The sequence below is a fragment of the Pseudomonas sp. LRP2-20 genome (assembly GCF_024349685.1).
Taxonomy (GTDB): Bacteria; Pseudomonadota; Gammaproteobacteria; order Pseudomonadales; family Pseudomonadaceae; genus Aquipseudomonas.
On sequence record NZ_AP025944.1, the window covers coordinates 5,911,348 to 5,935,832 of the forward strand.

Sequence of the window (24,485 nt, forward strand, 5' to 3'; positions counted from 1 at the left end):
GCGAAGCGGCCCCGGCAATTTATGCAACAACCTTTAAATCGTGGGGCCGCTTCGCGGCCCATCGCCGGCAAGCGCGGCTCCCACAGGGATCACGCCAGCTTTAAGATGCCCCGACAGAGGGTCCGCGAAAAACCTCAAATCCTGCGTCAGTCCTTCCAGAAGGGTTTGCGCCCCTCGGTACGCGCCTGCTCCCAACTCAGCCCGATATCCCGCAGCTGGTCATCATCCAGTTGCAACAGGGCCCGGCGGGTGTGCCAGCGATGCAGCATCAGCCCCCAGCGCCCGAGCCCTGCCGGTGCGTTGAAAACCTTGGTCTGCTGCCCGGCGTCCAGTTCCTTGGCCAACAGTTGCAAGCGCACATCGCTCATGCCACCCATCGCTGCTTTCTCCCATTCAGTGTGTAACCGTGGGGAAAGCATGCGCGATGACAGCGCTGGCAATACAGATCCAATACAGGCTTATTATTCCCATACAGAATTGGTCGTCTGACGCCTGAATGCTGTATTTTCAACGCAACTGTACTGGTCGCTTCCTACAGGAGGCGCAGGAGTATGCCGTGACCCTTTACCTGAACCTCGCCGAACTGCTCGGCGCGCGCATCGAACAGGGCCTCTACCGCCCCGGCCAGCGCCTGCCATCGGTGCGCGCCCTGAGCGTGGAACACGGTGTCAGCCTGAGTACCGTGCAGCAGGCCTATCGCATGCTCGAAGACAGCGGCATGGTCTCGCCACGGCCCAAGTCCGGTTATTTCGTCAGCGACCATCGCCACCTCCCCGCCCTGCCCGCTGTCAGTCGCCCGGCCCAGCGCCCGGTGGATATCTCGCAATGGGAGCAGGTGCTCGAACTGGTGCGCAGTACCCCGCGCAAGGACGTGATGCAGCTCGGCCGCGGCATGCCCGACATCGACAGCCCGACCCTCAAGCCGCTGCTGCGCAGCCTCGCCCAGTTGAGCCGGCGCCAGGACATGCCGGGCCTGTACTACGACAACATTCACGGCAACCTGGCCCTGCGCGAACAGATCGCCCGGCTGATGCTCGACTCCGGCTGCCGGCTGGGCCCTGCCGACCTGGTGGTGACCACCGGCTGCCACGAGGCGCTGTCGTGCAGCATTCGCGCAGTGTGCGAACCGGGCGATATCGTCGCGGTCGACTCGCCGAGCTTCCACGGCGCCATGCAGACCCTCAAGGGCCTAAGCATGAAGGCCCTGGAAATCCCCACCGACCCGATCACCGGCATCAGCCTCGAAGCCTTGGAACTGGCGCTCGAACAGTGGCCGATCAAGCTCATCCAGATCACCCCAAGCTGCAACAACCCGCTTGGCTACATCATGCCCGAGGCCCGCAAGAAGGCCCTGCTGAGCCTGGCCCAGCGCTACGATGTGGCGATCCTCGAAGACGACGTGTATGGCGACCTGGCCTACACCTACCCACGCCCGCGCACCCTCAAGTCGTTCGACGACGACGGCCGCGTGCTGCTGTGCAGCTCGTTCTCCAAGACCCTCGCCCCCGGCCTGCGCATCGGCTGGGTCGCTCCCGGCCGCTACCTGGAGCGGGTGCTGCACATGAAATACATCAGCACCGGCAGCACCGCCAGCCAGCCGCAACTGGCGATTGCCGACTTCATCGCTGCCGGCCACTACCAGCCCCATGTGCGGCGCATGCGCAGCCAGTACCAGCGCGGCCGTGACCTGATGAGCGACTGGGTAACCCGTTACTTCCCACCCGGAACCCGGGTCAGCCGGCCCCAGGGCGGCTTCATGCTGTGGGTGGAATTACCCGAACATTTCGATACGCTGCGGCTGAACCGCGCTTTACTGGAGCAGGGCGTGCAAGTTGCCGTGGGCAGCATCTTCTCGGCCTCGGGCAAGTTTCGCCATTGCCTGCGCATGAACTTCGCCGCGCGGCCAACGCCGCAGATTGAAGCAGCGGTGCGCAAGGTAGGTGAAACCGCCCTTCGTCTACTGGATGAAGACGAGGACGAGGCGTAACTTTGCGCCGCCTTTCGTAGTCCAACCCCTTAGCGCTTTGCCGTACAGGACGATCCACCCTTGAGACTCCAGCGAGCCTTGCCTCTGCTGCTGGTGCTGCTGCTCGGCCTCAACGGCTGTGCCAGTATCGGCACGCCCCGCGAAACCAGCCAGGCACTACCCGCCAGCGAGTCAGCCTTCGGCCGTTCGGTGCTGCGCCAGGCCGCGCCCTACGAAGGGCGCTCGGGCTTTCGCCTGCTGCCTAACAGCAACGAGGCCTTCCGTGCCCGTGCCGAGCTGATTCGCAACGCCCAGGCGAGCATCGATCTGCAGTACTACATCGTCCACGATGGCTTGAGCACCCGCGCCCTGGTGCACGAACTGCTGCGTGCAGCCGATCGCGGCGTACGCGTGCGCATCTTGCTCGACGACACCACCAGCGATGGCCTGGACACCATCATGGGCACCCTCGATGCCCACCCGAACATCCAGATCCGGGTGTTCAACCCCTTGCACCTGGGGCGCAGCACAGGGGTGACGCGTGCCGTCGGCCGCCTGTTCAACCTGTCGCGCCAACACCGGCGCATGCACAACAAGTTGTTCCTGGTGGACAACAGCATGGCCATCGTCGGCGGGCGCAACCTGGGTGACGAATACTTCGATGCCGAACCCAACCTCAACTTCACCGACATCGACCTGCTCGGGGTCGGCCCGGTGGCCGAGCAGCTGGGGCACAGCTTCGACCAGTACTGGAACAGCGCCTTGAGCCGGCCGATCACCGATTTCCTCTGGCGTGCCCCGGATGCCGACGACCTGCGCGCCAGCCGCCAGCGCCTGGAGGTGTCCCTGGCCCAGGCGCGGGTGCAGCGCAAGGCCCTGTATGACCGGCTCATGTCCTACCAGTCACAGCCGCGCCTGGATGTATGGCGCAACGAGCTGATCTGGGCCCACGCCCAGGCACTGTGGGATGCACCGAGCAAGGTGCTGGCCGAGGATGAGCCGGACCCGCAACTGCTGCTGAGCCAGCAACTGGCACCAGACCTGGCCAGCGTGCAGCGCGAGCTGATCCTGATGTCGGCCTATTTCGTGCCGGGTGAGCCGGGCTTGCTGTATCTGACCGGCCGGGCCGACGCCGGGGCATCGGTCAAGTTGCTGACCAACTCGCTGCAAGCCACCGATGTGCCGGCAGTGCATGGCGGCTATGCACCCTATCGCCGGGCACTGCTGGAACACGGCGTGCAGCTGTTCGAACTGCGTCGTCAGCCAGGTGACCCGACCCCCGCGCGCTTGAGCTTCCATGGCAGCAGTTCGGACTCGAGCCTTCACACCAAGGCCATCGTGTTCGACCGGCGCAAGACTTTTATCGGCTCGTTCAACTTCGACCCACGCTCGGTACTTTGGAACACCGAGGTCGGCGTGCTGGTGGACAGCCCGGAGCTCGCCGAATACACCCGCGAGCTGGCCCAGCAGGGTATGGCGCCGGCGTTGAGTTACCAGGTCAAGCTGGTGGGTGACAAACTGGTCTGGGCGACCGAGGACAATGGCCAACGGCACATGCTGACCTCAGAGCCGGGGGGCATCTGGCGGCGCTTCAATGCCTGGATCAGCAAGGCGGTTGGCCTGGAGAAGATGCTGTAGGCTCAGACCGAGGCGGGCTCGAACGCGCCGCGCCTGCGGGTCAGCAGCACCAGGCCGGCCGCCCCCGCCGCCATCAGCCACAGCAGCGCATGGCCGCTGATCCACTGGCTTCCCGCGCCAGCCAGCAACGGCCCAAGCAGGCAACCGATGCCCCATAGCTGCGCGACATGGGCATTGGCCCGCACCAGCGCATCATCCCGGTAGCGCTCGCCGATCAAGATCAGCGACAAGGTGAACAGGCCACCAGCGCTGGCCCCGAACAGTACCCACAGGGGCCAGATCAGCGGCGTGTCCAGCAGCAGCGGAATCGCCAGGCTGGAAACCATCAAGGTCAGCGCACAACCGGTGAACAACGCCTGCCGTGACATATGGTCGGCCAGTGCGCCAATCGGCAACTGCAGCACGGCATCGCCCACCACCACGGTGCTGACCATGAACAGGGCGATTTCGGTGCTGAAGCCCTGCTGCAGGCAATACACTGGCAGCAAGGTAAGAATCATCGCCTCGAAGGCGGCGAACAAGGCGACAGCCCAGGCAATCACCGGCAAGCGGCGGCAGAAGGCGAACAGGTCGCCGAACGTCACGCTGCAGGCTTCGGTGCTGGGTGCGCCACCACGGCCGAGCAGCAGCAAGGGCGCCAGCAGCAACAACGCGGTCGCGGCCCAGAAGCCGAAGTCATCGTCGGAACCGAGGAAGCCCAGCACCAGCGGCCCGGCCAGCTGGCTCAGGGCGTAACTGCTGCCATACAGCGCCACCAGGCGGCCGCGCCATTGCTCGACCACCAACTGGTTGATCCAGCTTTCACCGAGGATGAACACCACGGTCAGCGACATGCCGATCAGCAGGCGCAGGGCCAGCCACAACGGGTAGCTTGGCAACAGGGCGACCAGGCCGATCGACAGCGCCCCGCCCCACAGGCACAGGCGCATCGCCGAGGGTACCCCGACCCAGCCGGCCAAGCGGCTGGCCAGGCTGGCACCGAGCAGTACGCCCAGTGCCGGCATCGCCGCCATCACACCGATGGCAAACCCGCCGTAGCCCCAGGCCTCAAGGCGCAGGGACACCAGCGGCATGCTCACACCGAGCGCGAGCCCGACACTGAGCACCGACGCCAGCACGGCAAAGTAGGTTCCCCAACGCATTGCAGCCTCCCAGGCAGAATTGTGAAGGCCCATTCGCGGGCAAGCCCGCTCCCACAAGCCCGCCGCTGGCCTTGAGCGCAGCGGCGTACCTGTGGGAGCGGGCTTGCCCGCGAACAAGGCCTACCGGATTACAACTTGATCCAGGTCGCCTTCAGCTCGGTGTACTTCTCCAGTGCGTGCAGCGACTTGTCACGGCCGTTGCCCGACTGCTTGAAGCCACCGAACGGTGCGGTCATGTCGCCGCCGTCGTACTGGTTGACCCAGACGCTGCCAGCGCGCACGGCACGGGCGGTCTTGTGGGCCTTGGAGATGTCCGAGGTCCAGATGCCCGCCGCCAGGCCATACGGGGTGTCGTTGGCGATGGCGATGGCCTCTTCGGCGGTGTCGAAGGCGATCACCGACAGCACTGGGCCAAAGATTTCTTCCTGGGCGATGCGCATGGCATTGGTCACGCCGTCGAAGATGGTCGGCTCGACGTAGGTGCCACCAGTCTCTTCGAGGGTGCGCTTGCCGCCGGCCAGCAGCTTGGCGCCGTCCTTGTGGCCGGCGTCGATGTACGACAGCACGGTATTCATCTGCTGGGTGTCGACCAGGGCACCGACAGTGGTCTGTGGGTCCAGCGGGTTGCCGGGTTTCCAGCCTTTGAGGGCCTCGACCACCATCGGCAGGAATTTGTCCTTGATCGAACGCTCGACCAGCAGGCGCGAGCCGGCGGTGCAGACTTCGCCCTGGTTGAAGGCGATGGCGCTGGCAGCCGCTTCAGCGGCGGCTTGCAGGTCAGGCGCGTCGGCGAAGACGATGTTCGGGCTCTTGCCACCGGCTTCCAGCCAGATGCGCTTCATGTTCGACTCGCCGGCATAGACCATCAGCTGCTTGGCGATCTTGGTCGAGCCAGTGAACACCAGGGTGTCGACGTCCATGTGCAGGGCCAGGGCCTTGCCCACAGTGTGGCCGTAGCCTGGCAGCACGTTCAGCACGCCCGCCGGGATGCCGGCTTCGATTGCCAGCTGGGCGATGCGGATGGCAGTCAGCGGGGATTTTTCGGACGGCTTGAGTACCACCGAGTTACCGGTGGCCAGGGCCGGGCCGAGTTTCCAGCAGGCCATCAGCAGCGGGAAGTTCCACGGTACGATGGCACCGACGACACCCACCGGCTCACGGGTAACCAGGCCGAGCTGGTCGTGTGGCGTTGGAGCGACTTCGTCGTAGACTTTGTCGATGGCTTCGGCGGTCCAGTGAATGGCTTGCGCCGCGCCCGGGATGTCGATGCTGGAGGAGTCGCCGATCGGCTTGCCCATGTCCAGGGTTTCCAGCAGCGCCAGCTCCTCTACGTTCTTGCGCAGCAGCTCGGCGAAGCGAATCAGCTTGGCTTTGCGCTTGGCCGGGGCCAGTTGCGACCAGACGCCGGAATCGAAGGTGGCACGGGCGTTTTCCACGGCGCGGTTGGCGTCGGCCAGGTCGCAGCTGGCAACCTTGGCCAGGAAGCGTCCGTCGACCGGGCTCAGGCAGTCGAATGTTTCACCGGATGCGGCGTCGGTGTATTCGCCGTTGATGAAGGCGCGGCCTTCGATCTTCAGTTGCTGGGCACGTTGTTCCCAGTCCGCACGGGTCAGGGTGGTCATACGAAACTCCTCCTCTTGTTTAGGTGCAACGCCGCACTGAGGACTCACTGGCGTTGTCAGAATTCTGGCCGGGCGACGAGCGCACACTGGCAAGCGATACCCTAAACCAGGCGGGGTAAAGTATCAATATATTTGACACCAACGGCCCAAAAGCCTACTGATGTGCATTTTATTAAACAAAAAAGGAGCCGTACCATGAGCATCGCCAGCATCATCGACTTCGCCCAGGTTCTCACCGAGGCCGAACGCTACCGCCCGGCGGCAGAAAAAATCCTCAAGGGTGAGCCGGACCAGGCTGTCTATAACCACTATTCCAGCCCGTGCGGGCAGTTTGCCGCAGGCGTCTGGGAGGGCGAGGTGGGGCAATGGACGGTGAACTACACCGAGCATGAATACTGCGAGATCGTGCAAGGGGTTTCGGTGCTGCGCGACCAGGATGGCGGCGCCAAGACCCTGCGTACCGGTGATCGGTTTGTCATCCCGGCAGGCTTCAAGGGTACCTGGGAAGTGCTGGAGCCCTGCCGCAAGATCTACGTGATGTTCGAGCAAAAATAACTATGTAGCGCAGGCCCCCTCCAGACCTGACCGAGGATGACCCAGCCCATTTCGGGTCAACCTCCATTGAAAGGTCATCACCATGAACAACGAAGAAATACTGCACGCCTTGGCTCACCTGATCGGCACGCCTTACGAGCCCTCGGTGAAAGCTACCATCAGTGAGATCACCGGCCGCGCCCGTGTGGTCGGCCCGAAGGAAATTAGCACCAATGAGTACGATGATCAGCGCATCCACATCGCCACCGATGCCAACAGCTTGATCCAAGGCTTCAGCTTCAACTGACCTGCGCTTCAGGCATAAAAAAACCCGCTTCCTTTCAGAGGCGGGTTTTTTTCAGGTCGCCGATCAATTACTTGATCTTGGCTTCCTTGTACACCACGTGCTTGCGAACAACCGGATCGTATTTCTTGATCTCGATTTTGTCCGGAGTGGTGCGCTTGTTCTTGTCGGTGGTGTAGAAGTGGCCAGTGCCAGCACTCGAAACCAGACGGATCAATTCACGCATGACGTTCTCCTTAGAACTTTTCGCCGCGAGCGCGCAGCTCGGCCAGCACTACGTCGATACCACGCTTGTCAATAACGCGCATGCCTTTGGCGGATACGCGCAGACGCACGAAACGCTTCTCGGATTCAACCCAGAAACGGTGGTGCTGCAGGTTCGGCAGGAAACGACGACGGGTTTTGTTGTTTGCGTGGGAAATGTTGTTCCCGGTTACTGGACCCTTACCAGTAACTTGACAGACTCTCGACATGACTCAGCCCTCTAAAACCACATGCCCAACCCGGCATGGGTTGGCCGCTTAATCTCTCAGTCTTTGGCGCCAGGCGCCGTGATTCTGGAGGTCTTATCGACCGGATCCGCTGATGCGACAGGCCGAGCCCCTAGAAAAGAGCGCTGCTTTATACCAGAAAGACTACGCCGCAACAACAGAAGATGAGCTTCCATGTGCTGAAAATCGCGCGTGAGCAGCATAACGACTCGCCCGGCGCACTGTCGACCGCTCGTCGCCAAGTACCTGAAAAAGAAGGTGGTCATTTCCGAAAACGCGCACTAGGGTAGGACGTTTCCAGACTGCACCGGCAGATGGGCCACTGACCAGCCAAGGAGCCACGATGCGTGCTGCCGCCCTTTCCTTATTGTTTACTTCCCTGCTTGCCGCAGGCGCTGCCCAGGCCGCACCGCTGACCGTGTGCAGCGAGGCCAGCCCCGAAGGCTTCGATGTGGTCCAGTACAACTCGCTGACCACCACCAACGCCTCGGCCGACGTGCTGATGAACCGCCTGGTGGAGTTCGATGCAGCCCAGGGCAAGGTCGTGCCCAGCCTGGCACAGAGCTGGAGCGTTTCGGCCGACGGCCTGGTCTATGACTTCAAGCTGCGCGAGGGTGTCAAGTTCCACACCACGCCCTACTTCAAGCCGACGCGAGAGCTGAATGCCGACGACGTGCTGTTCAGTTTCCAGCGCATGCTCTACCCCGCCCACGCCTGGTACAAGACCGCCCCGGGCGGTTATCCGCACGCCCAATCGCTGCAACTGGGTAGCCTGATCAAGGCAATCGAGGCCCCGGAACCCAACACCGTGCGCTTCACCCTGAGCCACGCCGACGCCACCTTCCTGGCCACCCTGAGCATGGGCTTCGCGTCGATCTACTCGGCCGAGTACGCCGACAAGCTGCTCAAGGAAGGCAGCCCGGAAAAACTCAACAGCCAGCCAATCGGCACCGGCCCGTTCGTGTTCCAGCGCTTCCAGAAGGACGCCGTGGTGCGCTATCGCGCCAACCCGGACTACTTCGCCGGCAAGCCGGCGGTCGACCCGCTGATCTTCGCCATCACCACCGACGCCAACGTGCGCCTGCAGAAGCTCAAGCGCAACGAATGCCAGGTGGCCCTGTCGCCCAAGCCGGTGGACATCGCCGAAGCCGGCAAAGACGGCAACCTCAAGGTCGCCACCACCCCGGCGTTCATGACCGCCTTCGTCGCCATCAACAGCGAACACCCGCCACTGGACAAGCCTGAGGTGCGCCAGGCAATCAACCTGGCCTTCGACAAGCAGGCCTACCTCAAGGCCGTGTTCGAAGACACCGCCACCGCCGCCAATGGCCCCTACCCGCCCAACACCTGGAGCTATGCCAAGGACCTGCCCGGCTACCCGCTGGACCTGCCCAAGGCCAAGGCGCTGCTGGCCAAGGCCGGCCTGGCTGACGGTTTCAGTACCACCATCTGGACCCGCCCGTCGGGCAGCCTGCTCAACCCCAATCCGAGCCTGGGGGCACAGATGCTCCAGGCCGACCTGGCGAAGATCGGCATCAAGGCCGAGATCCGCGTGATCGAGTGGGGCGAGCTGATCCGCCGCGCCAAGGCGGGCGAACATGACCTGCTGTTCATGGGCTGGGCCGGCGACAACGGCGACCCGGACAACTTCCTCAGCCCGCAATTTTCCTGCCCTGCAGTGCAATCGGGGACCAACTTCGCGCGCTTTTGCGACAGCCGCCTGGACCAGCTGATCAGTGCCGGACGCACTACCAATGACCAGAGCGTGCGCAGCCGGCTGTACCAGCAGGCGCAGACACTGATCCAGCAGCAGGCGCTGTGGGTGCCGCTGGCGCATCCGACGGCAGCGACGCTGTTACGTCAGGGAGTCGAGGGTTATCAGGTAAGCCCGTTCGGACGACTGGATTTCAGCAAGGTGTCGGTGACCCGGTGAGTCTAAGGTGCAGGCCTTGAGGTGTGTGGTGCCTGGGAGAACGAGCGCCGCCCGCGCGGCGCATCGCGAGCTGCGCTCGCTCCTACGTTTGTTTCTGGCCAATATTTTCTGTGGGATTTGCGTGCGTACGCCTTGGCGCATGACTCGATATTGCGTGGTACCAACAAGGCGGTCGCGCGCGCCTGTCACAGGCGTTACTGGCCCGAAACAAACGTAGGAGCGAGCGCAGCTCGCGATGCGCCGCGCGGGCGGCGCTCGTTCTCCCAGGCACCACACACCTCAAGGCCTGCACCTTAGGCCACGATCCAGCCTTGCTCGACCATCGACAGCGGCTCCCCGTCGCCAATGATGATGTGGTCAAGCACCCGCACATCGATCAACCCCAACCCCCGCTTCAGCGACAGCGTCAGGTGCACATCATCCTGGCTCGGCTCGCTGTTACCCGAAGGGTGGTTGTGGCACAGGATCAGCGCCGCCGCATTGTGCTGCAGCGCCCGGCGCACCACTTCGCGCGGGTAGACGCTCGCCCGGTCTATCGTGCCCCTGAACAGGATCTCGAAGGCCAGCGGCCGGTGCTTGGTATCCAGAAACAGGCAGCCGAACACCTCGCTCACTTCATGGCGCAGCATGGATTTCAGATAGCGTCGCACTGCCATCGGGCTATCCATGACCGACTCGCGCTCGATAGCGGTCGCCAGGTGCCTGCGCCCGATCTCCAGCAATGCCTGCAGCTGGCTGTACCTTACCGGGCCCAGTCCCAGCTCTCCGACGAAGGCTTCACGGTCGGCCTCAAGCAACTGGCGCAAGCTGCCGAACCTCACCAGCAGGCCTCGGGCCAGCTCCACGACATTGCGCCCACGCACACCAGAGCCGAGAAACACGGCCAGCAATTCCGCGTCGGTCAGGCTTGCAGCCCCGCGCTGCAACAACTTCTCCCTAGGCCGCTCTTCAGCCGGCCACTCCCTGATATTCATCGCTGCTCCCTGCCCTTGCTGCGGCCCGTTTCGGCCCTGTGTTAATCTATTTCGCCTCGTACATGCGACGTTCTGCCGCAGGCATTTTCAAACGTCGCCGCCCGCTCTCACTGGAAAAAGGCAAGCCTATGCAGCGGCTGTATCGCAAGCGCATCGTTCTCGGCGTCGGAGGTGGCATTGCCGCCTACAAAAGTGCCGAGCTGATTCGCCGACTCCTGGAGCACGGCGCGCAGGTGCGCGTCGTCATGACCCGTGGTGGTGCCGAATTCATCACCCCGCTGACCCTGCAGGCGCTGTCCGGCCACCCGGTGCACATGGATCTGCTCGACCCGGCCGCCGAAGCGGCCATGGGCCACATCGAACTGGCCAAATGGGCCGACCTGGTGTTGATCGCCCCTGCCACCGCCGACCTCATGGCGCGCCTTGCCCAAGGCATGGCCGACGACCTGCTGACCACCCTGGTGCTGGCCACCGACGCCACCGTGGCCGTGGCCCCGGCGATGAACCAGGCAATGTGGCGCGACCCGGCCACCCAGGCCAACCTCGAACTGCTCAAGAGCCGTGGTATCCAGGTGTTCGGCCCGGCCTCCGGCAGCCAGGCCTGTGGCGACGTGGGCCTCGGGCGCATGCTCGAAGCCACCGACCTGGCCTGGTGCGCGGCGGAAAGCTTCAAGCGCCAGGCGCTGACCGGCAAGCACGTGCTGATCACCGCCGGCCCGACCCAGGAAAACATCGACCCGGTGCGCTACATCACCAATCATAGCTCCGGGAAGATGGGCTTCGCCCTGGCCGAAGCGGCCGCCGAAGCCGGTGCTCGGGTGACCCTGGTGACTGGACCTGTGCATCTGCCGACCCCCGATCGCGTACAGCGGATCGACGTGGTCAGCGCACGGGACATGCTCGCGGCCTGTGAAGCCGCCATGCCGTGCGACCTGTTCATCGCTTCCGCAGCGGTTGCGGACTACCGCCCAGAGGTAGTCGCCCCGCAAAAGCTCAAGAAGGATCCTACGACCGGCGACGGCATGCTGCTGCAGATGGTGCGCAATCCCGATATCCTTGCCACCCTCGCTGGCCGCGCCGACCGCCCGTTCAGTGTCGGCTTCGCCGCCGAGACCGAACACTTGCTCGATTACGCCACGCGCAAGCTCAAGGACAAGAACCTCGACCTGATCGTCGCCAATGATGTGGCCAACCCCAGCATCGGCTTCAACAGCGAGGAAAACGCCTTGACCGTGATCGACCGCCAGCAGCACCAGACCCTCTTCGCGCAGACCAGCAAGGGCAAGATCGCCCGGCAACTGGTCGCCTTCATCGCCGAACGGCTCAATCAGGTTCAATAAGTTACATGCACGCTCTTCAAGCCAAGATCCTCGACCCACGCCTGGGCAGCGAATTCCCGCTGCCGCAATACGCCACGCCGGGCTCCGCCGGCCTCGACCTGCGCGCCCTGCTGAAAGAGGACACCGTCCTCGAGCCGGGCCAGACCCTGCTGATCCCTACCGGCCTGTCGATCTACATCGGCGACCCGGGCCTGGCGGCCATGATCCTGCCGCGCTCGGGCCTGGGCCACAAACACGGCATCGTGCTCGGCAACCTGGTCGGCCTGATCGACTCGGATTACCAGGGCGAGCTGATGGTGTCGTGCTGGAACCGTGGCAACACGCCGTTCACCATCGCTGTCGGCGAGCGCATTGCACAACTTGTCCTGGTGCCTGTGGTACAAGCGCATTTCGACATCGTCGATAGTTTCGACGAAAGCCAGCGTGGCACGGGTGGTTTCGGCCATTCCGGTAGTCACTGAGCCGACCAACGATCGTTCAGGCCAAGGATGGCGAACTCTCTGGCGATTCCACCGTCCAAGCGTTCAGTTTGCGCCTGCCCAGAAAAAGCCTTTGATTAATGGAGTTTCTCGAGATGAACGACATGGCCCACCTGGTACCGGCACTGCCGGAAAGCATCTTCCGCGCCTATGACATCCGCGGCGTGGTCGGCAAGACCCTGCACGGCGAAACCGCCTACTGGATCGGCCGCGCCATCGGCGCGCAGACCATCGCCCAGGGCGAACCTCAGATTTCCGTTGGCCGCGATGGCCGCCTGTCGGGCCCGATGCTGGTCGAGCAACTGATCAAAGGCCTGGTCGATGCCGGTTGCCAGGTCAGCGACGTCGGCCTGGTGCCCACCCCGGCGCTGTACTTCGCCGCCAACGTGCTGGCCGGCAAGTCCGGCGTGATGCTCACTGGCAGCCACAACCCTTCGGACTACAACGGCTTCAAGATCGTCATCGCTGGCGACACCCTGGCCAACGAGCAGATCCAGGCCCTGCTGACCCGCCTGAAGACCAATGACGTGCCACGCAGCGAAGGCAGCGTGCAGAAGGTCGAGATCCTCGATCGCTACTTCCAGCAGATCGTCGGCGACGTGAAGCTGGCGAAGAAGCTCAAGGTCGTGGTCGATTGTGGCAACGGCGCCGCTGGCGTGATTGCACCGCAGCTGATCGAAGCGCTGGGCTGCGAAGTCATCCCGCTGTTCTGCGAGGTTGACGGCAACTTCCCCAACCACCACCCGGATCCGGGCAAGCCGGAAAACCTCGAAGACCTGATCGCCAAGGTCAAGGAAACCGGTGCCGACATCGGCCTGGCCTTCGACGGCGACGGTGACCGCGTTGGCGTGGTGACCAACACCGGCAGCATCGTCTACCCTGACCGCCTGCTGATGCTGTTTGCCCAGGACGTACTGGAGCGCAACCCGGGCGCCGAGATCATCTTCGACGTCAAATGCACCCGTCGCCTGACCCCGCTGATCGAGCAGCACGGTGGCCGCGCCCTGATGTGGAAAACCGGCCACTCGCTGATCAAGAAGAAGATGAAACAGACCGGTTCGCTGCTGGCTGGCGAGATGAGCGGGCACATCTTCATCAAGGAACGCTGGTACGGTTTCGACGACGGTATCTACAGTGCCGCGCGCCTGCTGGAGATCCTCAGCAAGGCTTCGCAGAACGCCGAAGACCTGTTCGCCGCCTTCCCGAACGATATTTCCACGCCGGAAATCAATATTGATGTGACCGACGAGGGTAAATTCAGCATCATTGATGCACTGCAACGCGACGCCGAATGGGGCGATGCCAACCTGACCACCATCGACGGTGTGCGGGTCGACTACGCGAAAGGCTGGGGCCTGGTTCGCGCCTCCAACACCACACCGGTGCTGGTGCTGCGCTTCGAGGCCGAAAGCGCCGCCGAGTTGCAACGTATCAAGGATGTTTTCCGCGCCCAGTTGCTGCGGGTTGCCCCTGAGCTGCAACTGCCGTTCTGACCGACTATCTGTTCCTTACAGGAGCCCTGCATGACCCTCGATCGCGATGCCGCTTCCCATGTAGCCGAGGTTTTGTCCGAAGCACTGCCTTACATCCGCCGCTTTGTCGGCAAGACCCTGGTGATCAAGTACGGCGGCAACGCGATGGAGAGCGAAGAGCTCAAGACCGGCTTTGCCCGTGACATCGTGCTGATGAAGGCCGTGGGCATCAACCCGGTGGTCGTGCACGGTGGCGGCCCGCAGATCGGCGACCTGCTCAAGCGCCTGTCGATCGAGAGCCACTTCATCGATGGCATGCGCGTCACCGACGCCGCGACCATGGACGTGGTGGAAATGGTGCTCGGCGGCCAGGTCAACAAGGACATCGTCAACCTGATCAACCGCCATGGCGGCAGCGCCATTGGCCTGACCGGCAAGGACGCCGAGCTGATTCGTGCGAAGAAGCTCACCGTCACCCGCCAGACCCCGGAGATGACCCAGCCGGAAATCATCGACATCGGTCACGTCGGCGAAGTGGTCAGCGTCAACACCGACCTGCTGAACATGCTGGTGAAAGGCGACTTCATCCCGGTAATCGCGCCGATCGGCGTGGGTGCCAACGGTGAGTCGTACAACATCAACGCCGACCTGGTGGCGGGCAAGGTGGCCGAAGCGCTGAAGGCTGAAAAGCTGATGCTGCTGACCAACATCGCCGGCCTGATGGACAAACAGGGCCAGGTCCTGACCGGCCTGACCACTGAGCAGGTCAACGAGCTGATCGCCGACGGCACCATCTACGGCGGCATGCTGCCGAAGATCAAGTGCGCGCTGGAAGCGGTCCAGGGCGGCGTCAACAGCTCGCACATCGTCGACGGCCGCGTGCCGAATGCGGTGCTGCTGGAGATCTTCACCGACAGCGGCGTCGGCACCCTGATCACCAACCGCAAGCGTCACGGTTAACCGGTTCAGGCCTCTTCGCGGGTAAACCCGCTCCTACAGGGATAGCACCGCCTTTGGCGGCGTGGAGATTCTGTGGGAGCGGGTTCACCCGCGAACAGGTCGGAACAGGCGACACAAAAAAGGCGACCTTCTCACGAAGGTCGCCTTTTTTCGTTACCAGGCCAGGATCAGATCCCGTACTGCGCCCGGTAGGCTTCCACTGCCGGCAGATGCTGCTTGAGCTGCGGATCGTCAGCCAGGAACTCCAGTACCTGGGTCAGCGAAACGATGCTGACCACCGGAATCCCGAAATCACGCTCCACTTCCTGGATCGCCGACAGCTCGCCATTGCCGCGCTCTTCGCGGTTCAGCGCGATCAGTACGCCAGCGGCCTTGGCCTGCTGGGCGTTGATGATCTGCATCACCTCACGGATGGCGGTACCGGCGGTGATCACGTCGTCGATGATCAGCACATCACCGGCCAGCGGTGCGCCAACCAGGCTGCCGCCTTCGCCGTGATCCTTGGCTTCCTTGCGGTTGAAGCACCACGGCACATCGAGCTGATGCTGGTCAGCCAGGGCCACGGCAGTCGCCGCCGCCAGGGGGATACCCTTGTAGGCTGGGCCGAACAGCACGTCGAACGGGATCTTGCTGTCGACGATGGCTGCCGCGTAGCAACGGCCCAGTTGCGCAAGGGCGGAACCGGTGTTGAACAGGCCGGCATTGAAGAAATACGGGCTGGTACGGCCCGATTTCAGGGTGAATTCACCGAAGCGCAGCACGCCGCGATCGATGGCAAAACGGATGAAGTCGCGCTGATACGGCTGCATGTAAGGTCCCGGACACCACGGATTTAGCTAAATGGGTTGAGCTCGGGTATCATACACGCACGAGATTTTTGGGGCCATTTATGCGGATCATCAGTGTGAACGTGAATGGCATTCAGGCTGCGGCCGAGCGTGGATTGCTCAGCTGGCTGCAAGCCCAGAATGCCGACGTCATCTGCCTTCAGGATACCCGCGCCTCGGCCTTTGAACTCGACGACCCAGCTTTCCAGCTCGATGGCTATTTCCTTTATGCCTGCGACGCGGAGGTACCCGCCCAAGGTGGCGTGGCACTGTACTCGCGCATGCAGCCCAAGGCAGTCATCACCGGCCTGGGTTTCGAGACAGCCGACCGCTACGGGCGTTATCTGCAAGCAGATTTCGACAAAGTCAGTATTGCCAGCCTGCTGCTGCCTTCGGGCATGAACGGCGACGAAGACTTGAACCAGAAGTTCAAGTTGATGGACGACTTCGCCAAGTACCTGGACAAACAGCGTCGCAAGCGTCGTGAATACATCTATTGCGGCTCGTTTTACGTGGCGCAGCAGAAGCTCGACATCAAGAACTGGCGTGACAGCCAGCAGTCGCCAGGCTTCCTGCCGCCAGAGCGGGCGTGGATGGATGCGATCACCGGCGACATGGGCTACGTCGATGCCCTGCGCGAAGTCAGCCGTGAAGGCGACCAGTACAGCTGGTGGCCGGACAACGAACAGGCCGAGATGCTCAACCTGGGCTACCGGTTCGACTACCAGATCCTCACCCCTGGCCTGCGCCGCTTCGTGCGCAATGCCCGGTTGCCGCGTCAGCCGCGCTTCTCCCAGCATGCGCCGCTGATCGTCGACTATGACTGGACGTTGACCATCTGAAAAAAGGCCGCGAAAGCGGCCCTTTTTTTATTTGATCGGTCGCCAGATGAAGGGATAGCGGTATGCCTTGCCTTCATTGGCCCTGACGGCCGCGAGGATGATCAGGATCAGCACCGCCAGCATCAGGATCGGGAACAGCACGATACCGATGGCCACGAACATCAGGGCGGTGCAGACGAACCCGGCAATGGTCACGCTGATCTGGAAGTTCAGCGCTTCTTTGCCCTGGGCATCGATGAAGGGGTGCTGCTCGCGCTTGAGGTGCCACAGCACCAGCGGACCCAGCAGGTGCCCGAGGGGCACCACCAGACCAAGCAGCGCGCAAAGGTGACAGAACATCGCCCACTGCCGGACCTCGGCATTGGGCGGGGTGACCGACAGTTCAGAATCGCTCATGCCCCGCACCTCCTTGGCTGGGATCAGTCGGCCAGCGCGGCCTGCTGCAGTTCGAAGATTTCGTTCATGCCCTTTTGCGCCAGCGCCAGCATGGCGTTGAAGTCTTCAGGCTGGAAAGGCGCGCCTTCGGCGGTGCCCTGTACTTCGATGAAACCACCGGCGCTGGTCATGACCACGTTCAGGTCGGTTTCCGCCGCCGAGTCTTCCAGGTAGTCCAGGTCGAGTACCGCTTCGCCCTGGTACATGCCCACCGATACGGCAGCGATCATGTGCTTGAGCGGGTTGCCGGCCTTCAGGCCACCGCGCTTCTTGATCACGGCCAGGGCGTCGCACAGGGCGACCATGGCGCCGGTGATCGAAGCGGTACGGGTACCGCCATCGGCCTGGATCACGTCGCAGTCGATGTACAGGGTGATGTCACCGAGCTTGCTCATGTCCAGTGCGGCGCGCAGCGACCGGCCGATCAGGCGCTGGATTTCCAGGGTGCGGCCACCCTGCTTGCCACGGCTGGCTTCGCGCTGGTTACGCTCACCGGTGGAGCGCGGCAGCATGCCGTACTCGGCGGTCAGCCAGCCTTGGCCCTGGCCTTTGAGGAAGCGCGGCACGCCGTTCTCGACGCTGACCGTGCAGATGACCTTGGTGTCACCGAACTCGACCAGTACCGACCCTTCGGCGTGCTTGGTGTAGTTGCGGGTGATGCGGATCGAGCGGAGCTGATCGGCGGCGCGACCACTTGGACGTTTCATCTGGGATACCTGTACTGGGACTTTGAATCTGCCCGCCATTATAGAGCCCGTCGCCCACAGAGGACATGCCTATTGTCGCGCTCCCGGCAGCCTGTCGCCTTTTCCCACTCGCTGGCACGCGCTCTGTAACATGGGTGGATTGGGCGCCACGTGCGCACTGCGCTACAATCGCGCGCCTTCAATTCATTTACGCGAGGTCCTTCCCATGGTGCACAGCATGACCGCTTTTGCTCGTGTCGAGCGCGCAGGCAGCCAAGGCACCCTGGTCTGGGAATTGCGCTCGGTCAACCACCGTTACCTTGAACCTCACCTGCGCCTGCCGGACGCCCTGCGCGACCTCGAAGGCGCGGTGCGTGAAGGCCTGCGCCAGGGCCTGTCGCGGGGCAAGGTCGAATGCACCCTGCGCCTGCACGAAGACAGCAACGGCAAGCCGCTCAAGGTCGACCGCGAGCGCGCCGCGCAGCTGGTCGCCGCCGCCGAAGAGGTGGCCGGCCTGATCAAGCAGCCGGCTGCGCTCAACCCGCTGGAAGTGCTGTCCTGGCCCGGCGTGCTGGTGGCCGACGCCACTGATCCTCAGGCCTTGAACGCCGAAGCCGTGGCGCTGTTCGACGAGGCCCTGGCCGAGCTCAAGGCCGGGCGCCTGCGCGAAGGCCAGGAACTGGCCCGGCTGATCAACGAACGCCTGGACAACATGACCACCGAGGTCACCACCCTACGCGCCCTGGTGCCGCAGATGCTCGCCGCCCAGCGGCAGAAGATCATCGACCGCTTCGGCGACCTCAAGGCCGAGCTCGACCCACAGCGCCTGGAGCAGGAGATGGTACTGCTGGCACAGAAGAGCGACGTTGCCGAAGAGCTCGACCGCCTCAGCACCCACGTCAACGAAGTGCGCCGGGTGCTCAAGTCCGGGGGGGCCGCCGGGCGGCGCCTGGACTTCCTGATGCAGGAGCTCAACCGCGAAGCCAACACCCTGGGCTCCAAGGCCTTCGACCCACGCAGCACGCAAGCGGCGGTCAACCTGAAGGTGTTGATCGAACAGATGCGTGAACAAGTACAGAACATCGAGTAAGGCCACCCCGACCATGAACCAAAGCAGCGGCACCCTCTACATCGTTTCGGCACCGTCCGGCGCCGGCAAGACCAGCCTGGTCACCGCCCTGATCAAGGCCGACCCACGCGTCAGCGTCTCGGTCTCGCATACCACCCGCGCCATGCGCCCGGGCGAGCAGCACGGCGTGAACTACCACTTCGTCAGCCATGACGATTTCAAGGGGCTGATCGCCAAGGGTGACTTCCTCGAGCACGCCGAAGTGTTCGGCAATTTCTACGGGACGTCGCGCAGCGCACTGCAAGAGGTGCTGGACCAGGGCAATGACCTGATCCTGGAAATCGACTGGCAAGGCGCCCAGCAGGTGCGCAAGCTGATGCCCGAGGCGCGTTCGGTGTTCATCCTGCCGCCAAGCCAGCAGGCCCTGCGCGAGCGTCTGGACGGCCGTGGCCAGGACAGCGAGGAGATCATCGCCGGGCGCATGAAGGAAGCGGTCAGCGAGATGGTGCACTACGACGAGTATGAGTACGTCATCATCAATGACGACTTCGACGTGGCGCTGGATGACCTGAAGGCGGTGTTCCTGGCTAACCGTGAAGGTGGTTCTGCCGTCGTTGCACGAGCCGAAGAACTTAAGCTGGAGAAACAGCAGCAGCGCCACGCCGCACTGCTGAAGCAATTGATCGGCTGAAGATCCATTGGGGCTGCTTTGCAGCCCTTCGCGGGCGAGCCCGCTCCCACAGGAAAATCACTGCCCTTGAGGCCTGTGCAGTACCTGTGGGAGCGGGCTTGCCCGCGAAGGGCCGCAAAACGGCCCCCAATAGTCAGTCTTGAAGTGGCAGGGTGGCCTGCTGACGCAGGGTCGCCCCCAGGAAGTAGGCCGGCGCCCGCATCCGCGAAATCATCATCAGCACGATCCCCAGTGCCGAAATGATCGCCGCAATCACGAACACCAACCCCAGCCCGGCCACATGCGAGCCACTGCCGAAGTCCGGCGAGGCGCTGTCGATGGCCGTGCGCACGAAGATCACCGACAGGATCACCCCACCCACCAGCGGGCAAAGGCCGCGCATGAAGAAGTGGCGCAGGCTGCCGAACAGGCTGTCACGGAAGTACCACACACAGGCAAACGCGGTCAGCGAATAGTAGAAGCAGATCATCATGCCCAGCGCCGTGATGGTGTCAGCCAGCACGTTCTCGCTCAGGGTACGCATGGTCACGTAGAACAGGCCTGCCGCCACGCCAGCGCAGATGGTCGCGTAACGCGGGGTCTGCGAACGCGGGCAGACGCTGGCGAACTTCTGTGGTACCGCGCCGTAGTAACCCATGGCCAGCAGCGTGCGTGCCGGCGACACGAAGGTCGACTGCAGCGACGCTGCGGTGCTCGCCAGTACCGCGATCGACATCAGGATCGCCAGCGGCCCCATCACCGGCCCGGCCAGGTGCGCGAAGACGTTTTCCTGAATGCGCGGGTTGTTCAGGCCCAGGCCCTGTTCGCTGATACCGGCGAACTGCAAGGTGGCAATCGCAGTGACCAGATACAGGCCCAGGATCAACAGCACGGTCCAGGTGGCGGCCTTGCCCGGCACCTCGTCGCTGCCAATCGACTCTTCACTGACGGTCAGGCACACGTCCCAGCCCCAGAAGATGAAGATCGACAGTGACAACCCTGCTGCAAAGGCCGAGAACGACTCGACACCGAACGGGTTGAACCAGGCGAAATCGAACTCCAGCGGCGGCGGCGCGGTGGTGCCGCCGAAGGCTGCGATGGCAAAGCCGAGCAATACCATGAGCTGTAGCGCCACCAGACCGTACTGCACGGTCATGGTGGTGGCCATGCCTCGGCAGCAGATCCACACCGCCATGGCAATGAACACACAACAAGTGGTGATATTGATCAACAGGTTGTCGGCCAGGGCCGCCAGCTCATGGTGGCCGGTGATCTGGCTGAGGAACAGATAGAAGAAGTCGACGGCAACACCCGCCAGGTTGGACAACACGATGGTGGTGGCAACGACCAGCCCCCAGCCGCCGATCCAGCCGATCATCGGGCCAAAGGCACGGGCCGACCAGGTAAACGACGTGCCGCTGTCCGGCTCCGCCGAATTCAGCTCGCGGTAGCCCAGGGCAACCAGCAGCATCGGCAGGAAGCCGACGATGAACACGGCGGGAAGATGAGCACCGACCTCACGCACGGTCGGGCCAAGGGCGCCAGTCAGGGTGTAGACCGGGGCGATGGTGGAAATGCCCAGCACCACGCTGGCCAGCAGGCCAAGACGGCCCTTGGCCAGGCCTTTGCTGCGCTGAGTGCTGCCCGAGTCGGCCACGTCGGGTGGGCGGCCGGCTTCTGTGTAATTGCTCATGAGTTTTTGCCGTAACTATTGGAATTGTTTTCACAGGTCCTGTCCCCAGGGCCTGCTTCCACTCATTGAAAGCGCGCTGCCGGGGGTGAGTCATCCCGGACTTTTGGCTGACGTGCTGTCAGGCCTCCCGTGCAGCATGGGCAATGCAGGCCTCGCGGAACGCCTGGAAAAGGCTCCGGGAGACCGGGTTGTCGGCGAAACGCCATTCCGGGTGCCACTGCACGCCAAGGACAAAGCCCGGCGCATCAGGCATCGACACAGCTTCGATCAGGCCATCCGGGGCCCGTGCTTCGACCCGCAGGCCAGGGGCCAGGCGGTCGATGCCCTGGCTGTGCAACGAGTTGACCTCGAACTGCGCAGCCAGGCCCAGGCGCTCGAACAACCCGCCAGGCGCAACGCTGACGGGATGACGAGGGCCGTATTGCACCTCCAGGGGTGCATCCTCCGGTTCGCGGTGGTCCTGGTAGCCGGGCAGTTCCTGCACGCGCTGGTGCAGGCTGCCGCCCAGGGCCACGTTCAGTTCCTGGAAGCCACGACAGATGCAGAACACCGGCACGCCGGCGGCAATCGCCGCCTGCAGCAACGGCAGGGTCAGCCGGTCACGGGCAAGGTCATGCCGGGTCCCTTCGGCGCTGGCGGCGCCATTGTAATGATGCGGCTCGATATTTGAAGGCGAGCCAGTAAAAACAATACCGTCGAGCCGGGCCAGCAGCGCCTGGGTGTCGCTGCCGCCGTCGCGGGCCGGCAGAATCAGTGGCAACCCGGCAAAGCCTGCGGCCTCCACATACTTGTCGCCCACCGTGTGCGACGAGTTCTTCCCCACCTGCTGGCGGCAGGCGCTGATACCGATCAAGGGGACCGCAATTGCGCTCATGGGCTTACACCGTGTGCAGGTACCAGTTGTACTCGAGGTCGGAAATCGAAACTTCGAACTCGGCCAGCTCACTTTCCTTGCAGGCCACGAAGATATCGATGTAGTCCGGGCTGATGTATTGGTTGAGGACTTCGCTGTCATCCAGCGCACGCAGGGCGTCGCGCAGGTTGTTCGGCAGGCTCTGCTCCAGCTGCTCGTAGGAGTTGCCTTCGATCGGTGCACCCGGCTCGATCTTGCTGGTCAGGCCGTGGTGGATACCGGCCAGGATCGCCGCCAGCATCAGGTACGGGTTGGCATCGGCGCCGGCCACGCGGTGCTCGATGCGCACGTTGTCGCTGCTGTCGGTCGGTACGCGCACGGCAACGGTGCGGTTGTCCAAGCCCCAGCTCGGCGCGTTCGGCACGTAGAACTGCGCACCGAAACGGCGGTAGGAGTTGATGTTCGGGCACAGGAAGGCCATCGACGCCGGCATGGTCTCCAGCACGCCGCCGATGGCGTGGCGCAGGGCGTCGCTCTGCAGCGGGTCTTCATGGGCGAAGATGTTCTTGCCGGTTTTCTTGTCCAGCAGCGAGATGTGCACGTGCAGGCCGTTGCCCGCCTGGCCCGGGTAGGGCTTGGCCATGAACGTGGTGTCCATTTCATGGTCGTAGGCGACGTTCTTGATCAGGCGCTTGAGCAGGATCGCGTAGTCGCAGGCCTTCATCGGGTCGGCGACGTGGTGCAGGTTGACCTCGAACTGCGCCGGGGCGCTTTCCTTGACGATGGCATCGGCTGGCAGGCCTTGCTCTTTGGCCGCTTCGAGCATGTCCTGCAGGCAGTCGGCGTATTCGTCGAGGTCGTCGATCAGGTACACCTGGGTCGACTGCGGGCGCTTGCCGGAAGTGGGCGAGCGTGGCGGTTGCGGGCGGCCGTTGAGGTTGTCCTGGTCGATCAGGTAGAACTCCAGTTCGAACGCGGCGCAGATATCCAGGCCCATGGCGTCGAACTTGCTCACCACCTGGCGCAGCACTTCGCGCGGGTCGGCGAAGAACGGCTCACCGTCCAGCTCGTGCATGGTCATCAGCAGCTGCGCGGTCGGGCGCTTCTGCCACGGCTCGTCGCACAGCGTGCCGGCAATCGGGTAGCAGATGCGGTCGGCGTCGCCGATGTCCAGGCCCAGGCCGGTGCTTTCCACGGTCGAGCCATTGATGTCGAGGGCGAACAACGAGGCCGGCAGGTTGATGCCCTTCTCGTACACCTTGTGCAGGCTGGCGCGCTCGATGCGCTTGCCGCGTACCACGCCGTTCATGTCGGAAATCAGCAGATCGACATACTGCGTATCCGGATGGGCCTTAAGGAAGTCATTCATCTCGCTGGAAGTACTGGCGCACGGGGTGACCGACGTCATGGCTTACATCCTATGATTTGCTGCGGCGATGTGGGGGATACGGCTGGCGCCTCACGGGCGACGATGGTTGCAGCTGTTGTTCTTTTCACTTTCCCATCGTGGGGATTGGTTACCCGACCGGGCGCATTGATTCCCGGGGGCCGTTTCACTATAAAATGGCCCTCACGCAACAGACATTGGCAATTCGGCAAGCAGAGCGTGCACCAATGCAATATCAAATTACCCACGCCGACCTCTCCCTGGTCCTGGCACTGGAACGCGGCCGCTCACTGGCCAAGGCCGCCGAACTGCTCAAGGTCGACGTTTCGACCGTATTCCGCTCGATTCGCCGGCTGGAATCGGCCCTAGGCACCGCGCTGTTCGTGAAAAGCCGCAAAGGCTACCTGCCAACCGACACTGCCCAGGCCCTGGCCGAGCAGGCCGAGCGCGCCGAGCAGGCGCTGGATGCCGCACGCATCGCCATGACCAGCGGCGAGCAGGTGGTCAGCGGCACCGTGCGCCTGACCTGCACCGAGGCGGTGATGCACAGCCTGCTGCTACCGGCGCTGGCGGCATTCATGCCGAACTACCCGGCGTTGTCGCTGGAAATGGGCACCTCCAACACCTTCGCCAACCTCAGCCGGCGCGATGCCGACATCGCCCTGCGCCTGACCAACACGCCGCCGGAACATCTGGTGGGGCGCTGCCTGGGCTCCACCTCTTATGTGATCTGCGGTCAGCCGCAGTGGCGCGAGCGCCTGAACGAGTCCGCCAGCAGCGTGCCCTGGATCGCCCCGGACGACTCGATGCAGGACCACCCCACCGTGGTCTGGCGCAACCAGCAGTACCCGGGGCTGAGCCCGCGCTATCAGTGCAGCGGCATGTCGACCATCGCCCAGCTGGTGAGCACTGGGCTGGGCGTGGCAGCGTTACCTGACTATATGGTCGATGCCTTGCCGGGGGTGGAGGCGTTGAGCGGACCATTGCCGGGCTGCGATACGCAACTGTGGCTGCTGACCCGGCCGGATTGCCGGGCATTGCGTTCGGTGCAGACGCTGTTCGAGGAACTGACGCCGCGGTTGCGGGATGCGATGCTCTGAGGTTATCGTCAGGGTCATGTATCGAGGGCGTCTGTTGCGGCCCTTTCGCGGCTAAAGCCGCGCCCACA

The 24,485-nt window shown here is 63.5% G+C and carries 24 protein-coding genes and 1 pseudogene; 13 read left to right on the forward strand and 12 right to left on the reverse strand.

The window, feature by feature from the left end; genetic code table 11:
- Nucleotides 1–146: 146 nt before the first annotated feature.
- Nucleotides 147–377 carry a DUF1127 domain-containing protein gene (locus OCX61_RS26585; protein ID WP_060507671.1) on the reverse strand — a complete coding sequence of 77 codons (231 nt, stop codon included), beginning with the start codon at nucleotides 375–377 and terminating at the stop codon, nucleotides 147–149.
- Nucleotides 378–556: 179 nt separating this feature from the next.
- On the opposite strand from OCX61_RS26585, the gene OCX61_RS26590 reads away from it, so the two are divergent.
- Nucleotides 557–1,987: an aminotransferase-like domain-containing protein gene (locus OCX61_RS26590; protein ID WP_261942042.1), complete on the forward strand. Its 1,431-nt coding sequence runs from the start codon at nucleotides 557–559 to the stop codon at nucleotides 1,985–1,987.
- Between the two features lie 60 nt (nucleotides 1,988–2,047).
- Nucleotides 2,048–3,604: a phospholipase D family protein gene (locus OCX61_RS26595; protein ID WP_261942043.1), complete on the forward strand. Its 1,557-nt coding sequence runs from the start codon at nucleotides 2,048–2,050 to the stop codon at nucleotides 3,602–3,604.
- A gap of 2 nt (nucleotides 3,605–3,606) precedes the next feature.
- On the opposite strand, the gene OCX61_RS26600 is transcribed toward OCX61_RS26595, so the two are convergent.
- Together OCX61_RS26600 and OCX61_RS26605 are read right to left on the reverse strand one after the other, a co-directional pair.
- Nucleotides 3,607–4,746, reverse strand: a complete 1,140-nt coding sequence (locus OCX61_RS26600) for an MFS transporter (RefSeq protein ID WP_261942044.1) — start codon at nucleotides 4,744–4,746, stop codon at nucleotides 3,607–3,609.
- A gap of 128 nt (nucleotides 4,747–4,874) precedes the next feature.
- Nucleotides 4,875–6,368, reverse strand: coding sequence for an aldehyde dehydrogenase (locus OCX61_RS26605; protein WP_085676471.1), 1,494 nt, complete (start codon nucleotides 6,366–6,368; stop codon nucleotides 4,875–4,877).
- Between the two features lie 195 nt (nucleotides 6,369–6,563).
- Here OCX61_RS26605 and OCX61_RS26610 point away from each other — a divergent pair, with 195 nt between their 5' ends.
- Together OCX61_RS26610 and OCX61_RS26615 are read left to right on the forward strand one after the other, a co-directional pair.
- The gene (locus OCX61_RS26610) at nucleotides 6,564–6,923 is read left to right on the forward strand and encodes a cupin domain-containing protein (protein WP_085676472.1); all 360 of its coding nucleotides are present in this window, start codon (nucleotides 6,564–6,566) and stop codon (nucleotides 6,921–6,923) included.
- A gap of 82 nt (nucleotides 6,924–7,005) precedes the next feature.
- The gene (locus OCX61_RS26615; protein WP_261942045.1) at nucleotides 7,006–7,209 is read left to right on the forward strand and encodes a hypothetical protein; all 204 of its coding nucleotides are present in this window, start codon (nucleotides 7,006–7,008) and stop codon (nucleotides 7,207–7,209) included.
- A 67-nt stretch (nucleotides 7,210–7,276) separates the two neighbouring features.
- Here the strand turns inward: OCX61_RS26615 and rpmG are convergent, their stop codons facing one another.
- Together rpmG and rpmB are read right to left on the reverse strand one after the other, a co-directional pair.
- Nucleotides 7,277–7,432 (reverse strand): 50S ribosomal protein L33, encoded by a 156-nt coding sequence (gene rpmG, locus OCX61_RS26620; RefSeq protein WP_003253507.1) that lies wholly within the window; start codon nucleotides 7,430–7,432, stop codon nucleotides 7,277–7,279.
- A 10-nt stretch (nucleotides 7,433–7,442) separates the two neighbouring features.
- Complete coding sequence (gene rpmB / locus OCX61_RS26625; RefSeq protein ID WP_003258972.1) at nucleotides 7,443–7,679, reverse strand: 50S ribosomal protein L28; 237 nt, start codon at nucleotides 7,677–7,679, stop codon at nucleotides 7,443–7,445.
- A gap of 361 nt (nucleotides 7,680–8,040) precedes the next feature.
- Between rpmB and OCX61_RS26630 the strand changes: the two genes are divergently transcribed.
- Complete coding sequence (locus OCX61_RS26630; RefSeq protein ID WP_261942046.1) at nucleotides 8,041–9,630, forward strand: ABC transporter substrate-binding protein; 1,590 nt, start codon at nucleotides 8,041–8,043, stop codon at nucleotides 9,628–9,630.
- A gap of 293 nt (nucleotides 9,631–9,923) precedes the next feature.
- Here OCX61_RS26630 and radC read toward each other — a convergent pair whose 3' ends face one another.
- Nucleotides 9,924–10,604, reverse strand: a complete 681-nt coding sequence (gene radC / locus OCX61_RS26635) for a RadC family protein (protein ID WP_261942047.1) — start codon at nucleotides 10,602–10,604, stop codon at nucleotides 9,924–9,926.
- Between the two features lie 128 nt (nucleotides 10,605–10,732).
- On the opposite strand from radC, the gene coaBC reads away from it, so the two are divergent.
- The 4 genes and pseudogenes from coaBC (at nucleotide 10,733) to argB (ending at nucleotide 14,855) form a co-directional block, all read left to right on the forward strand.
- A complete protein-coding gene (gene coaBC / locus OCX61_RS26640; protein ID WP_027917018.1) occupies nucleotides 10,733–11,944 on the forward strand; it encodes a bifunctional phosphopantothenoylcysteine decarboxylase/phosphopantothenate--cysteine ligase CoaBC in 1,212 nt (403 codons plus the stop codon).
- A gap of 5 nt (nucleotides 11,945–11,949) precedes the next feature.
- Complete coding sequence (gene dut, locus OCX61_RS26645) at nucleotides 11,950–12,405, forward strand: dUTP diphosphatase (protein ID WP_261942048.1); 456 nt, start codon at nucleotides 11,950–11,952, stop codon at nucleotides 12,403–12,405.
- A 137-nt stretch (nucleotides 12,406–12,542) separates the two neighbouring features.
- A pseudogene (locus OCX61_RS26650) lies at nucleotides 12,543–13,916 on the forward strand (phosphomannomutase/phosphoglucomutase); the annotation flags it as partial.
- Nucleotides 13,917–13,946: 30 nt separating this feature from the next.
- On the forward strand, nucleotides 13,947–14,855 hold the full coding sequence (gene argB / locus OCX61_RS26655; protein ID WP_261942049.1) for an acetylglutamate kinase: 909 nt from the start codon (nucleotides 13,947–13,949) through the stop codon (nucleotides 14,853–14,855).
- A 167-nt stretch (nucleotides 14,856–15,022) separates the two neighbouring features.
- On the opposite strand, the gene pyrE is transcribed toward argB, so the two are convergent.
- The gene (gene pyrE / locus OCX61_RS26660) at nucleotides 15,023–15,664 is read right to left on the reverse strand and encodes an orotate phosphoribosyltransferase (RefSeq protein WP_103448476.1); all 642 of its coding nucleotides are present in this window, start codon (nucleotides 15,662–15,664) and stop codon (nucleotides 15,023–15,025) included.
- An 80-nt stretch (nucleotides 15,665–15,744) separates the two neighbouring features.
- Here pyrE and crc point away from each other — a divergent pair, with 80 nt between their 5' ends.
- The gene (gene crc, locus OCX61_RS26665) at nucleotides 15,745–16,524 is read left to right on the forward strand and encodes a catabolite repression control protein Crc (protein ID WP_008091582.1); all 780 of its coding nucleotides are present in this window, start codon (nucleotides 15,745–15,747) and stop codon (nucleotides 16,522–16,524) included.
- A gap of 27 nt (nucleotides 16,525–16,551) precedes the next feature.
- On the opposite strand, the gene OCX61_RS26670 is transcribed toward crc, so the two are convergent.
- Both OCX61_RS26670 and rph read right to left on the reverse strand, forming a co-directional pair.
- The gene (locus OCX61_RS26670) at nucleotides 16,552–16,920 is read right to left on the reverse strand and encodes a DUF4870 domain-containing protein (RefSeq protein WP_261942050.1); all 369 of its coding nucleotides are present in this window, start codon (nucleotides 16,918–16,920) and stop codon (nucleotides 16,552–16,554) included.
- A gap of 23 nt (nucleotides 16,921–16,943) precedes the next feature.
- Nucleotides 16,944–17,666 (reverse strand): ribonuclease PH, encoded by a 723-nt coding sequence (rph, locus tag OCX61_RS26675; RefSeq protein WP_085621521.1) that lies wholly within the window; start codon nucleotides 17,664–17,666, stop codon nucleotides 16,944–16,946.
- 205 nt (nucleotides 17,667–17,871) lie between these two features.
- Between rph and OCX61_RS26680 the strand changes: the two genes are divergently transcribed.
- Together OCX61_RS26680 and gmk are read left to right on the forward strand one after the other, a co-directional pair.
- Nucleotides 17,872–18,735, forward strand: coding sequence for a YicC/YloC family endoribonuclease (locus OCX61_RS26680; protein WP_085676482.1), 864 nt, complete (start codon nucleotides 17,872–17,874; stop codon nucleotides 18,733–18,735).
- Between the two features lie 13 nt (nucleotides 18,736–18,748).
- A complete protein-coding gene (gene gmk, locus OCX61_RS26685; protein WP_261942051.1) occupies nucleotides 18,749–19,405 on the forward strand; it encodes a guanylate kinase in 657 nt (218 codons plus the stop codon).
- A gap of 133 nt (nucleotides 19,406–19,538) precedes the next feature.
- Here the strand turns inward: gmk and OCX61_RS26690 are convergent, their stop codons facing one another.
- The 3 genes from OCX61_RS26690 to OCX61_RS26700 all read right to left on the reverse strand — a co-directional run bounded on the left by OCX61_RS26690 (nucleotide 19,539) and on the right by OCX61_RS26700 (nucleotide 23,338).
- Nucleotides 19,539–21,077 (reverse strand): APC family permease, encoded by a 1,539-nt coding sequence (locus OCX61_RS26690; RefSeq protein WP_261942052.1) that lies wholly within the window; start codon nucleotides 21,075–21,077, stop codon nucleotides 19,539–19,541.
- A 118-nt stretch (nucleotides 21,078–21,195) separates the two neighbouring features.
- Nucleotides 21,196–21,951 carry a gamma-glutamyl-gamma-aminobutyrate hydrolase family protein gene (locus OCX61_RS26695; protein ID WP_261942053.1) on the reverse strand — a complete coding sequence of 252 codons (756 nt, stop codon included), beginning with the start codon at nucleotides 21,949–21,951 and terminating at the stop codon, nucleotides 21,196–21,198.
- Nucleotides 21,952–21,955: 4 nt separating this feature from the next.
- On the reverse strand, nucleotides 21,956–23,338 hold the full coding sequence (locus tag OCX61_RS26700) for a glutamine synthetase family protein (RefSeq protein ID WP_261942054.1): 1,383 nt from the start codon (nucleotides 23,336–23,338) through the stop codon (nucleotides 21,956–21,958).
- Nucleotides 23,339–23,544: 206 nt separating this feature from the next.
- Between OCX61_RS26700 and OCX61_RS26705 the strand changes: the two genes are divergently transcribed.
- A complete protein-coding gene (locus OCX61_RS26705; RefSeq protein ID WP_261942055.1) occupies nucleotides 23,545–24,417 on the forward strand; it encodes a LysR family transcriptional regulator in 873 nt (290 codons plus the stop codon).
- Nucleotides 24,418–24,485 lie beyond the last annotated feature (68 nt).

Bases quoted from the DNA above. Each gene is read 5' to 3' on its own strand.
- OCX61_RS26670 (WP_261942050.1), bottom strand. From the start codon at position 16,920: ATGAGCGATTCTGAACTGTCGGTCACCCCGCCCAATGCCGAGGTCCGG.
- OCX61_RS26630 (WP_261942046.1), top strand. From the start codon at position 8,041: ATGCGTGCTGCCGCCCTTTCCTTATTGTTTACTTCCCTGCTTGCCGCA.
- coaBC (WP_027917018.1), top strand. From the start codon at position 10,733: ATGCAGCGGCTGTATCGCAAGCGCATCGTTCTCGGCGTCGGAGGTGGC.
- OCX61_RS26585 (WP_060507671.1), bottom strand. From the start codon at position 377: ATGGGTGGCATGAGCGATGTGCGCTTGCAACTGTTGGCCAAGGAACTG.
- dut (WP_261942048.1), top strand. From the start codon at position 11,950: ATGCACGCTCTTCAAGCCAAGATCCTCGACCCACGCCTGGGCAGCGAA.
- OCX61_RS26605 (WP_085676471.1), bottom strand. From the start codon at position 6,368: ATGACCACCCTGACCCGTGCGGACTGGGAACAACGTGCCCAGCAACTG.
- rph (WP_085621521.1), bottom strand. From the start codon at position 17,666: ATGAAACGTCCAAGTGGTCGCGCCGCCGATCAGCTCCGCTCGATCCGC.
- radC (WP_261942047.1), bottom strand. From the start codon at position 10,604: ATGAATATCAGGGAGTGGCCGGCTGAAGAGCGGCCTAGGGAGAAGTTG.
- OCX61_RS26615 (WP_261942045.1), top strand. From the start codon at position 7,006: ATGAACAACGAAGAAATACTGCACGCCTTGGCTCACCTGATCGGCACG.
- crc (WP_008091582.1), top strand. From the start codon at position 15,745: ATGCGGATCATCAGTGTGAACGTGAATGGCATTCAGGCTGCGGCCGAG.
- rpmB (WP_003258972.1), bottom strand. From the start codon at position 7,679: ATGTCGAGAGTCTGTCAAGTTACTGGTAAGGGTCCAGTAACCGGGAAC.
- OCX61_RS26600 (WP_261942044.1), bottom strand. From the start codon at position 4,746: ATGCGTTGGGGAACCTACTTTGCCGTGCTGGCGTCGGTGCTCAGTGTC.
- OCX61_RS26690 (WP_261942052.1), bottom strand. From the start codon at position 21,077: ATGAGCAATTACACAGAAGCCGGCCGCCCACCCGACGTGGCCGACTCG.
- argB (WP_261942049.1), top strand. From the start codon at position 13,947: ATGACCCTCGATCGCGATGCCGCTTCCCATGTAGCCGAGGTTTTGTCC.
- gmk (WP_261942051.1), top strand. From the start codon at position 18,749: ATGAACCAAAGCAGCGGCACCCTCTACATCGTTTCGGCACCGTCCGGC.
- OCX61_RS26680 (WP_085676482.1), top strand. From the start codon at position 17,872: ATGGTGCACAGCATGACCGCTTTTGCTCGTGTCGAGCGCGCAGGCAGC.
- OCX61_RS26700 (WP_261942054.1), bottom strand. From the start codon at position 23,338: ATGACGTCGGTCACCCCGTGCGCCAGTACTTCCAGCGAGATGAATGAC.
- OCX61_RS26695 (WP_261942053.1), bottom strand. From the start codon at position 21,951: ATGAGCGCAATTGCGGTCCCCTTGATCGGTATCAGCGCCTGCCGCCAG.
- pyrE (WP_103448476.1), bottom strand. From the start codon at position 15,664: ATGCAGCCGTATCAGCGCGACTTCATCCGTTTTGCCATCGATCGCGGC.
- rpmG (WP_003253507.1), bottom strand. From the start codon at position 7,432: ATGCGTGAATTGATCCGTCTGGTTTCGAGTGCTGGCACTGGCCACTTC.
- OCX61_RS26610 (WP_085676472.1), top strand. From the start codon at position 6,564: ATGAGCATCGCCAGCATCATCGACTTCGCCCAGGTTCTCACCGAGGCC.
- OCX61_RS26705 (WP_261942055.1), top strand. From the start codon at position 23,545: ATGCAATATCAAATTACCCACGCCGACCTCTCCCTGGTCCTGGCACTG.